Annotated in this window: 7 protein-coding genes and 1 pseudogene; 3 read left to right on the top strand and 5 right to left on the bottom strand. The window is 44.7% G+C overall.

Annotation, left to right across the window (positions count from 1 at the left end; all coding sequences use genetic code 11):
- Positions 1 to 59 precede the first annotated feature (59 nt).
- The 3 genes from N5E84_RS20825 to N5E84_RS20815 all read right to left on the bottom strand — a co-directional run bounded on the left by N5E84_RS20825 (position 60) and on the right by N5E84_RS20815 (position 3,255).
- Complete coding sequence (locus N5E84_RS20825) at positions 60 to 1,388, bottom strand: anaerobic C4-dicarboxylate transporter (RefSeq protein ID WP_019282634.1); 1,329 nt, start codon at positions 1,386 to 1,388, stop codon at positions 60 to 62.
- Between the two features lie 280 nt (positions 1,389 to 1,668).
- The gene (locus N5E84_RS20820) at positions 1,669 to 2,118 is read right to left on the bottom strand and encodes a GNAT family N-acetyltransferase (protein WP_017042187.1); all 450 of its coding nucleotides are present in this window, start codon (positions 2,116 to 2,118) and stop codon (positions 1,669 to 1,671) included.
- A gap of 42 nt (positions 2,119 to 2,160) precedes the next feature.
- Positions 2,161 to 3,255 (bottom strand): two-component system response regulator, encoded by a 1,095-nt coding sequence (locus tag N5E84_RS20815; RefSeq protein ID WP_019282633.1) that lies wholly within the window; start codon positions 3,253 to 3,255, stop codon positions 2,161 to 2,163.
- A gap of 123 nt (positions 3,256 to 3,378) precedes the next feature.
- Between N5E84_RS20815 and N5E84_RS20810 the strand changes: the two genes are divergently transcribed.
- Complete coding sequence (locus N5E84_RS20810; protein WP_019282632.1) at positions 3,379 to 7,341, top strand: response regulator; 3,963 nt, start codon at positions 3,379 to 3,381, stop codon at positions 7,339 to 7,341.
- A 144-nt stretch (positions 7,342 to 7,485) separates the two neighbouring features.
- Positions 7,486 to 9,222 (top strand): annotated as a pseudogene (locus tag N5E84_RS20805) (methyl-accepting chemotaxis protein).
- Positions 9,223 to 9,350: 128 nt separating this feature from the next.
- On the opposite strand, the gene yjeH reads toward N5E84_RS20805, so the two are convergent.
- Positions 9,351 to 10,628: an L-methionine/branched-chain amino acid transporter gene (gene yjeH, locus N5E84_RS20800; RefSeq protein ID WP_019282631.1), complete on the bottom strand. Its 1,278-nt coding sequence runs from the start codon at positions 10,626 to 10,628 to the stop codon at positions 9,351 to 9,353.
- A 191-nt stretch (positions 10,629 to 10,819) separates the two neighbouring features.
- Between yjeH and N5E84_RS20795 the strand changes: the two genes are divergently transcribed.
- On the top strand, positions 10,820 to 11,434 hold the full coding sequence (locus N5E84_RS20795; RefSeq protein WP_013868407.1) for a LysE family translocator: 615 nt from the start codon (positions 10,820 to 10,822) through the stop codon (positions 11,432 to 11,434).
- A gap of 85 nt (positions 11,435 to 11,519) precedes the next feature.
- Here the strand turns inward: N5E84_RS20795 and N5E84_RS20790 are convergent, their stop codons facing one another.
- Complete coding sequence (locus tag N5E84_RS20790; protein WP_019282630.1) at positions 11,520 to 11,726, bottom strand: hypothetical protein; 207 nt, start codon at positions 11,724 to 11,726, stop codon at positions 11,520 to 11,522.
- Positions 11,727 to 11,786 lie beyond the last annotated feature (60 nt).

Here is an 11,786-nt window from a genome sequence, read left to right as displayed (position 1 = left end):
TTTTTATTTAGCAGTAAACACACCCCAGCGCTGTATCAGTCTGGGGCATTTACAGTGGGTTAACCAATGACGATTTGGCTCAGCACATAACCTAAACAGCACGCACTCACGACTCCAATTAAACCGACGGACATGAACGAGTGGTTGAAGTAGTACTTACCGATTTTGGTGGTGCCTGTGGTATCAAAGTTGACCGTTGCAATATCTGACGGATAGTTTGGAATGAAGAAGTATCCGTACAGTGCGGGCATTAATCCCACCAGTAGCGCAGGTTCTAAACCTAGCCCGAGGCCTACAGGTAGCATCATTACCGCTACTGCGGCTTGTGAGTTCACCACAACAGAAACAATGAATAGTGCAAGCGCGAAGGTCCAGTGATGGTCGGTAACCATCTCAACAATGCCTGATTTAAACTGCGGCATCGCGTATTGGAAATAGGTATCCGACATCCAAGCGATACCGAAGATGGCAATTGCCGCCACCATACCTGATTTGAATACCACACCGTTTGGTACATCTCGTGGGTCGGTTTTGGTTGCCAGTAAAATGATACCGCCAAAGCAGAGCATCATCATCTGGATAACCACCGCCATACTGATCGGTTTACTGCCTTCAACAATAGTGCGTGTTTCTGGCACCATCGCTAGCACGACTATGGTTAATATCGCACCAATGAAAATCAACACAGAATTGCGCGCTGCCGCGGGTAACGTTTCATTCAGCGTTGTCGCGGTTGTGTTTAGGATTTTCTCTTTCCACACTGGATCTTGCAGACGTTCTTGATACTCAGGATCATCATCTAGTTCTTTCCCGCGGCGCAAGCTGTACAAAGACATCAACAGCGTACCGAATAAGGTCGCAGGCACAGTGACCAGCAAAATAGAGAGCAAGGTGATCTCGTGTTGAATATTCGACAATTGAGCAAGGTAGTAGACAACGGCCGCTGAGATTGGGGAAGCGGTAATCGCGATTTGCGAAGCAACAGAAGACGCAGCCATTGGACGTTCAGGACGGATCCCATTTTTTAATGCCACATCACCAATGATCGGCATGATGGAATACACCGCATGGCCAGTACCCAGCATAAACGTCATTGCGTAAGTGACGAACGGTGCAATCAAAGTGACATTTTTCGGGTTCTTACGCAGTAAACGTTCTGCCACTTGCAGCATGTATTTCAATCCGCCAGCCGCTTCGAGTATTGAAGCACAGGTGACAACGGCAAGAATGATCAACATGACGGTGATCGGTGGTGATGTGGGTGGCATTTTGAAGACAAAAACTTCAATGACCAAGCCAATACCAGAAACCACACCAAGGCCAATACCACCGTAGCGTGAGCCTATATAGAGCATTAATAGCAGGAATAAAAATTCCAAATACAACATATCTGTTTCCTATCCAAAGGTGTTAATGAAAATATTGTCTATTGTAACGATAAAAAAAGATGAAACCTTGTTCACACAACCATTTACCCTATAAATGAAACGACATTAATCAGAGATTGCTCACGCATTTTATTCAATAAGTAATGAATATGAATAAACAAATGTAACCATTTTGTTGTGCTACAGGTGGGCTGGTGTTAATGATGAAGCTTATTTTCTCGCCGCGTAGGCTGTTTGCCTATCGCCAACCTTAATTTAAGATAGCACAAAGGGTACTGAGCTATTGGCCTTTGGGCGTTGGAATGAAATGCATATGAGAAAACTCATCGTCCATTTGGTAGTGCGTAAACCCAAATCGCTGATACAAAGCACCGACGGGGCTACCTCGCAAATAACAGAGCTTACATGGGTATTGCGTCAGATTGGCTTGGTTGACGACCAGTTGTAACACTTGGCTACCCACCCCTCTATTTTGAAAATCTGGCAGAATAAAAAAGCGCGAGAAGTAGAGCGTTTCATGCTTGCTCTGCAGTAAATAAGTGCCAATCGGTTGGCCATCAGCGCAGATGATCGTTGGTAGACCAGAATGCCATTCTTGGCGATGCAGCACTTGCTGCAACTCTTCATCCCAACCAAATATCGCCGTAATACCATCCATTTCTGCGACTTTTTTTAGATCAAAAGCAAATTGATAATCGCTGTCACTTGCGGGGCGAAAGGTTACCTTCATACGTTTATCTTTTTGTTTAATAATACGTTGCTTACCAAGATATCAATCGTCGGCGTATTCATGGGCAATCGAAATAAAGCGCTCTTCTATCGCCAGAAAGGCATCAATGACTTCTGGGTCAAAGTGGCGTCCTTTTCCTTCTAAAAGAATGGTTTTTGCATTGTCATGAGGCATTGCTTCTTTATAGATACGACGGCAAATCAGTGCATCATATACATCAGCAACAGCCATTAAGCGTGCACTGAGAGGGATAGCATCACCTCGTAAGCCCTGAGGATAGCCAGAACCATCCCATTTCTCATGGTGTCCATAGGCGATCTCTTTCGCCATATCGATAAGGTCATTTTTCGCGCCTGACATCTTTTCCGCTTTTTCTAGCGCACGTAGACCTAAGCTGGCATGGCCTTTCATGATCTCAAATTCATCACTGTCCAGTTTTCCAGGTTTTAATAGTATGTTGTCGGCAATACCGACTTTACCAATATCGTGTAAGGGCGCAGCTTTAAAATAGGTATCAATAACATTTGGCGTTAGTTTTTGTTGATACTTTGGCAGTTTAGCCATTTGTTCGGCCAACGCTTTGACGTAATGTTGTGTTCGCAGGATATGGTTACCCGTATCCGGGTCTCTGGTTTCAGCAAGGCTGGCGAGTGCATACACGACCGCGTCTTGCATTTTATCCAACTCATTTGAACGTTTGATCACCTCTTTTTCCAAGTAGCCATTTTGGTTCTTAAGTATGTCTTTTGAGATCTTGTTTTGCAGGTGAGTATCTACTCTGGCTCTTAGCAATGGTACGCTTACGGGTTTGTATACATAGTCAACCGCACCTAACTCAAACCCTAGTTTTTGATCTTCAGGGTTATCTTTTGCGGTCAGAAAAATTACAGGAATATCTTGGGTGTTAGGATTTGCCATGATCTTTTGTATCACTTCAAAGCCTGACATTTCTGGCATCACAATATCGAGTAGCACCAAATCAATGGGAAATTTTTCTAAAATATTAAGGGCCATCGCTCCCGATTTCGCCGCTTTGATATGATACAGGCTTGCTAACCCTTGTGACATAAACGCAAGGTTATCTGGCGAATCATCGACGATTAACACGGTACAATTGTCCAAGTTTTTGATGGGCATGAGTCTTTCCTAATAAAAAATAGCAATTGAGCGGCGAAGGTTGGGTTTAAGTCTAAACTTATCAATAACTATAGCTAATCTCAGCGTTAGTAGAGTGAGAAAATTATTAAGAAGGCGTTTCACATGCGATCCATCCGAACTTTATTCACCGTCTTATTTATTGCTATGGGATTATGTTCCATTGCGATGTTTAGTATCACAGACAAAGTAGCCGCTCTAAGAACGGAGAGCCGACAACTGAACGACGAACTTTACCGTTTCTATCGTCTGTCACAAGAGTTGAAGCAGAGTTCAGATCACTTAACCAAATTTGCTCGGGCCTACGCTTCGACGGGCGATGAAAAGTGGCTCAACCTTTTTAACTATGCGCTGAGCGTCAGAAATGGTTCTGTGCCTTTACCGAAAGGGAATGAGTACGAATTTTGGGATGTCGTTGCACAAAACAAACTACTTGCCCGCTCACTGGGTGGCACACCAGACAACCCTTCGTTACTCGATAGAATGCGTCTTTCGGGCATTGAATCGGTGGAGTTTTTAGAGCTCAAAAATGCGCTTACTTTGTCTGATTCACTGGTGTCACTCGAAAGAGAAGCCTTCATGGCCATCAAAGGATGGAAAAAGAATAGCCAAGGCGAATTTGTCGACACAGGTGAGCCGGATCTGGAATTGGCTCGGGCTATTCTCTATGGTGAGCAATACTTCGCGGAAAAGGCGAAAATTATGCAGGCGATTGGTTCTGCGCATCAATCGATCATGCAACGCATGGAGCAAAACATTCAACGTGCCGATAGCGAAGCGCTGCGTTATGAATGGATAAACTTGGCGTTAGTATTAACCTTACTCAGCGTGATCATCGCCTCCTTTGTTCTGCTGTGGCGTCTTTACATCAATCCGTTAAGTCAGCTACTCAAAACGGTTGTGACTCAAGTCAAACGGGAAGATTACGCTTTTACGATCACTCAAACTGCCTATGCAGAGCTACAACATTTTATCGACAGTTTGAATGTGGTGTTTCATCACATCGCTGAGCAGCTTAGCCAAAATACCTTGCTTAAAGATTTCAATATCATCCTGCGCAAAAACGATTCTACGGACCGTTTGTGTAATGAAGTTACGCAATTCTTACTGCATCAATTTCCTTTGGAAATGGTTGGCATGTACATCTATCAAGAGGGCGTATTAAAACGAGTGGCTGGTGTGGGTTATGGTGAGAACTCGGCCAGACAATACACCGATCCATCATCGACGCAGCTTAGCGTGCTGCTCAGTGGCCAGCCCTATGCGATGAAAGCACTCGATGGCAACTGTCACATTGAATTTAACGGTGGCAAGTTAGCCATTAACGAAGTGTATTATTTACCCTTACATGTCAATCAGTACCCGGTAGCCTTGTTAGAGCTAGGAACGATCGGGTCGTTGTCGAGTTTACAATTTCAGTGGTTATCGCAAATGTTGGATGACCTATCGGTTAGTATTCAACTAAGCCAAAATGTTGAAATTCAACGCCGATCCGAGCAGAAAGTACTCGAACAATCTCAACTGAATCAAGAGATCCTCGACGCGACGCCGAACCCCATGTATTGCTTATCGGCCTTGGGTACGTATCTCACTATTAACGCTAAGTTTATGGACTTAGTTGGCCTGTCGGCTGAGCAAATTATCGGTAAATCGCCGCAAGATATCTTTCAAAATGAAACGGCGGCCATTTTTGCCAAAGTACATAAAAGGCTCGGAGAGGAGCAATCTTCGCAAGATTACGAGTTGTCTCTCTATGACGCTTCGCACCACAAAAGAGAGATGTTGGTTTATGAAGCTTCTTTCCAAAATAATCGCGGTGAAGTCTCTGGAATTGTCGGAATTTTGCTTGATTTAACCGATCGCAAGCAGATGGAAGAGCAATTAAGAGAAGCTAAAGAGACCGCGGATGCCATGAGCCAAGCCAAAGGCGATTTCCTCGCGAACATGAGCCACGAGATCCGTACACCAATGAATGCCATTTTGGGCATGGCCCATCTAGCGCTCAATACCGAGCTCAATCCTACGCAACAAAAATACATTTCACGGATTAATGAATCGGCGAAAAACTTGCTTGGCATCATTAACGACATTTTGGATTTTTCCAAAATAGAGGCGGGCAAGCTGAATGTTGAGCACATTGATTTTAGCCTTGATGAGGTATTGGATAACCTCACCACCTTGATTTCGCTAAAAGCCCAAGAGAAAAACATCGAGTTTTTATTAGATATCGACCCACATATTCCTGTGGGCTTGGTGGGCGACCCGCTGCGTTTGGGGCAAGTTCTCGTTAACTTATGTGGCAATGCGGTGAAATTTACTGAACAAGGGGAGATCATCGTTTCGGCACGAGTCGTGGGGCAAAACGACGCCAACGTGACCTTGAAGTTTACCGTTTCTGATACAGGTATTGGCATTGCTGAATCTAACGTAGCCACTCTATTCTCTGCATTTTCTCAAGCTGATAATAGCATTACTCGCCAATATGGAGGCACGGGCTTGGGGCTTAGTATCAGTAAACAGTTAGTCGGATTGATGGGTGGCGACATTCAAGTTCGCAGTGAAGAAGGGTCAGGATCCACCTTTGAATTCACGGTTGAGTGTGGCCTGCAAGAAGCCAAAATGCGCGATATCGCTAAGCCACTCAGCGCTCTAGCAGGCAAACGTGCGTTGGTAGTCGATGATAATGACTCGGCACGCAATATTTTAATGACGTTGCTCAATGCGATGCATTTTGAAGCGAAGTCAGTCAGTAACGGTTTTGAGGCGCTAGATGAAATTCGCAATACGCATTTTGATATGCTGTTTATTGATTGGAATATGCCGGGTATGAATGGCATAGAGTTGCTGCAGAGAATGAAACCATTGGGTGTTTTTGATAACACCAAACGATTCCTCGTCACGGCTTACGGCCGAGAAATCTCCTTGGTGGGAGAAAACAGTAAATTAGTCGATGCCTTGATTGTGAAACCTGTGAACCCATCAAATCTCCTTGATGCCATTATGGACAGCTACGGCATCGAGCAATTAAGGCAGAGCCATGAGTATCTTGATCATGATACAAGGCCAACATTTATTGGGCAAAAAGTGCTTTTGGTAGAAGATAACGAAGTGAACCAAGAGGTGGCTTTCGGCCTGTTAGAAAGTACTCAATTGAGCATTGTCCTTGCTAATAATGGACAAGAAGCTTTGACGAAATTGCAGCAAGAAGCTTTTGATTTAGTGCTGATGGATATGCAGATGCCCATTATGGATGGTATCAGTGCGACGAAAGAGATCCGCCAACATGAGGAGTGGAAAACGCTACCGATTGTTGCAATGACCGCCAATGCGATGTCTTCAGATGTCGAGCACTGTTTAAATGCAGGTATGAATGATCATGTGGCGAAACCAATTGATGTACAGCGCTTGTATCACGTACTACGCAAATATTTAAAGGCGGATGAAACCACGCCAGTACCCTCTACGGTATTACCGAATCAAGTGAAACCGAGCACTGGCTACCCAGAATTGACGGGTATTGATGTGGAGCAAGCGATTTTCCGAATTGGTGGCAATGCGCAGCGATACTTTGAAATATTGGATCACTTCCTTGCCAGCCAGCAGCAAGAAATAGCCGCATTCCCTAAATTGATTGATAAGGGGCTGTGGGAAGAGGCAGAGCGAGTGATGCACACCCTAAAAGGTTCAGCGGCTAATCTAGGGATTGAGCCTATTGCACAGCTAGCCAACGAGATGGAAGGGGTAGTGCAGCGACATACGAAACCCGCCATTCAAGATCTCAACACGGTATCAAAGTTGATGTCTACTTTGTTGGATGAGCTAAGAGATTGGGAGCAGACACAATTACATCCGCAGCAAGAGCACCGTGATATTGCGTTGCTCTACCAACAATTAGTGCAATGTGTTGAAAACTACGATGCTGATGCGATTCATATGATCCACCAAATTAAACAATGCAATTTATGGTCTGACGAGCAAAAGAAAAGTTTGAGGCATGCGATTGAGGATTTTGATTTTGAAGCGGCTAAAGAGGTATTGGCTCAGTTGCCAGTACCGACTGAAAAATAAGTTGAAGTATGATAGTGCTTAAAATTGATGCAATAATTGTGGCGTAAAATTCGACATTTTGGCCATTCTCATCCTATGCTAAAAGCAATAATAACAATGAATAAACAGAAATAATTTCGTTGATAAATGAAGAAGGATACTTTTATGAATATCAACAACACCATGAAGCTCGTGTTTGCTGTCATCGGTATCGGTATTGTCATCAGTGTTGTGACGGTATTATAGCTCAATGGGCTAATGCAACAGGTTGATCATATGGCTCAAGTTCGTTATCAATCTTACCAAGCGGCCGATGAGCTTCGCCAAAGCTCTGATGACTTAACTCGGTTAGGCCGGACTTATGTGGTCAGTGGCGATGAAAAATACGAAAAAATGTACATGGATATTCTTGATATTCGTAATGGTAAGAAACCTCGCCCGCAGAACTATCACACGATATATTGGGACCTTGTGTTGCAATATGGACAAAAACCTAAAGCAGACGGTAAAAATATCTCTCTCAACCAAATGATGACGGATCTTGGCTTTACTCCGCAAGAGTTTAGTTTGCTCAAAGAAGCTCAAGCTAATTCAGATGGCTTAGTGAACATGGAAGTCAAAGCGATGAATGCTGTTAAGGGGCTTTACCCTGATAGCAATGGCAACTATACCGTTAGAAAAGAGCCAGACCGTAATATGGCGATTTCTCTCTTACACAGTAATGAATACCATCAAGAGAAAGCCAAAATCATGGCTCCGATCGATAAGTTCTTTATTGAATTAGAAAATCGAACCAATAAACAATTCATGGATGCGGCGCAGAAAGTAAAAAGTACGGTATTGGTTGGTAATATCTCCTTAATTAGCGTTTTTGTTATTGCCATTATTGGGTATGCCATTGTTAACCGAAAAGTAGTGAAGCCGATTGATACCATGGCTAAATTGCTACAACAAGTAGACAAAAATTCTGATTTGACTTTGCGAGTTGACGATAACAGCCACAACGAACTGGGTATAATCGGCGGCACAATTAATAAAGTGCTTGGTAGTTATGCCACCACCATTAGCAAAATAAACCAAGTAAACCACACCATTTCGGCCATCTCTGAAACGATAAGCGATGTCACCAAACAAAACGTCAAAGTGGCGAATCAGCAAAATCAACAGCTTGAAATGGCGGCGACGGCGATGGAAGAGATGACATCGGCGCTCTCTAGTGTGGCGGAAAGCACCACCATGGCAGAAGAGTATGCGGGTAGCGCGGAAAAAGAAGCCAGTACCAGTAAACAGGTCTTTGATAAAACGACCCATGAATTTGGTGATTTAGAGGGTGAATTTACCAAAACATCCGAGATCATCCAGCAACTTGCGAATGAGTCTAATAACGTTGGTAATGTGCTTGATGTGATTAAAGCGATTGCGGAACAAACCAACCTACTGGCATTGAACGCGGCGATAGAGGCTGCTCGTGCGGGTGAGCAAGGTCGAGGTTTTGCGGTGGTAGCGGATGAAGTACGCTCACTTGCCCAACGAACTCAACAATCGACGGGTGAGATCGAAAGCATGATTTCGATGCTGCAAGAGAAAGCCGAACAATCGACCAAAACGATCCGGGTGAGTGCTGATAAAATGCAGTCAACGCGCTCTAATATGTCGGTGGCGAACGAAGCGCTTGGTACCATCCAAGGATCGGCGATTGAGATCCATAAATTGAATACGTCGATATCGGCTGCGACAGAAGAGCAATTGGCTGTGAGCGACGAAATTTCCAGCAATCTTAGTAACATTAAAGCCCTTTCGGGTGATATGAACGTTGCCATCAATCAACTCGGGCCTGTCGTTGTTGATTTGCAACGTAATGTCGATGAGTTAAACAGCGCGATTAAGCACATCCGCACTTAAATTTAATATCCTCCCCTTGCTATTTTTTAGGCTCTCTGTATTGAGAGCCTTTTGTTTGGCAAAATTTTTTATTTACAGAATGATGCACACTTAAGTGGTCATGGTAATACCGCAAGGTAAGCGATACGTTAAAGCTCTTGCTTCGGCTGACTTTTTCTTGCTAAACGTTGCCAAGGTAAAGAGAGCAAAATGAAGATAGTCAGAGCATACAGCATTGACCAGCCTAAGCAGATAAATACCGCAGTGCAGAGGATCAACGAAATCGCCGCCAACAGTTTGTTGATGCCACTGAGCAATTTATAAGCGGCGAACATCGCTAACAGATAAACTAAGACAAAGATACCATTCGCAAGTTTTAGGAAAAATTCCAGATTAAGACCAGACCATTCACCAAGCAGGCAAGAAGCCATTAATACAACTCCAACAGCAATGGTTGCGTTGGCTGGAACGCCGCGGATTGAAATTCGGGCGATTGCGCTTTCTGGTCGATATTGCCTTGCTTGTGCCCACACCATGCGAGATAAGCTTTGTGTGTATAAATTGATGCTCGCAAAGCACGCAAAAAAACCGATGAGGCTTATTACCGTTGCCAAACTGCTACCAAAAATTTGTTCGCTCAGCCAAGGAATAGAGGTGCTATCAAATTCTGCGCTGCCATACGCACCAAATTTAAGGATGACCACCGAGCATGCCCAATAGGTGATTCCAGCCACAAAGCAGCCGACAATGATCGCGATCGGAAAATCGCGCTGTGGGTTTTTAAACTCTTCTCCCATATGAGCGAACGCTTCAATCCCGACGAAACACCAGAACATCACTCCGAGTGCGGCGCCAATCGGCCAAATACTGTCCGTGCTGAGTGCGGGCATGGTTAAATCTGCAGCACCAACATCGCCTATCCAGAAAAAAGCACCAACTAATACGAAAATGCTCAGCGCAATAACGGTTTGTAACTGCCCGGAAGATTTGGTGCCCGCCAAATTGACCGCAATCAGCAACAGTACGGTTAATACTTGCGCCATCATCGCCGAGTTCAGTGGCGCAGGGAGGAGTTGTTGAGCAAAGCCTGCCGCCAATGCGACAGCGGCCGGAACGCCGACAGGGATCACGCTGACAAAAAGCCAAGCAACCGAGCGTTCCAACTTAGCGTTAAAAGCTTGGCGGACAAAGTAGGCGGTTCCGCCGGCGTTAGGGTAACGCTTACCCAGAGCGGCAAACGTCAGTGCAATCGGGCAAATCGCCACAAACAGTAGTAGCCATGCCCACAGTGAGAGCTCACCTGCAATACCAGCGGCAATCGCTGGGATCATAAATAACCCTGTTCCCATTAAAGTGGTGGAAAGTTGTCCAATACCAGACAGCAAGGTGATCTCTTGTTTTAACTTATTCACGGCTTCCGTTCCCAAATATCGTTCTGGCGGTTAGCATACGCTGAAGCGAAATAATATGCATCTATCTCAGTTTGCTTACGCCCATTGATTGCAACGGCTCACCTGCAATATCAGGCCGTTTGGGCAGTGCCACATTCAGGTAGCGTTATGCGAGTCATTTCGTTATCGTCATTACCTTAAATCACCGAAACAACAGCGAGAAATCCATGACATTCACCGTTTGGTTATCACTATTTACCATTTGTATTTTAGGCGCGATGTCGCCAGGGCCAAGCCTAGCGATGGTGGCCAAACACAGCCTCGCTGGTGGGCGTAAAAATGGGTTTGCAACGGCGTGGGCGCACGCATTTGGTATTGGTGTCTATGCCTTCATTACCTTAATTGGCTTAGCGGTTGTACTGCATCAATCCCCCTTACTGTTTAAGACCGTAGGCTATGCAGGTGCGTTGTATTTAGCCTATTTGGGTATCAATGCATTACGTTCAAAAGGGGGCGTGGCGGCTAAATTAGAATCGGGTGAGACGGTCAGTGTGTGGCAGTCGGCTAAAGAGGGATTATTGATTTCTCTGCTTAGTCCTAAAATTGCGTTATTTTTCATCGCGTTATTCAGTCAATTTGTCGCCATCGGCAACGAGCTGAGTAGCAAAGCGATTATTGTGTTAACACCATTTTTAGTGGACGGGCTTTGGTATACGTTCATCACCTTAATTCTTTCTAGCCCAATATTACTCGATAAACTGCGCGCGCGTGCCGTATTGATTGACCGTTTGTCGGGCGTAGTACTGATTGCGCTTGCAATCCGTGTCGTCATGACTCTTTAGTTGATACTAAAAAAGCGGGAGGAAATGCCTCCCGCTTCTAATGAGTTTCGCCGTGCCAATGAAAGAGTGCGAATAGGGCTGTTCATCAATAGTGTGTTTGAGTTTTTTCTTCATATTCACCTTCAATAACGTAGCCGCTTTTTGACGTAAAGGTGTGGCGCTTGAGCTGCTTTTCTATACGTTTGCCAGTGATGATCGCTGCAATAGCGAGAGGAATGGCGAGCAGCAAACTCAGCATCAACGCAAAAAACCCTACAACCAGCGCAAATGTAGTCACAATAAATCTATTCATAACCTGTACCTCTTTCTGAATTGAAGCTAGGTTAACGCAGCCAAGATGAATCCAACATGA

Source organism: Vibrio sp. J502 (genome assembly GCF_025397955.1).
Lineage (GTDB): Bacteria > Pseudomonadota > Gammaproteobacteria > Enterobacterales > Vibrionaceae > Vibrio > Vibrio anguillarum.
This window is presented reverse-complemented; position numbering and strand designations above follow the sequence as displayed.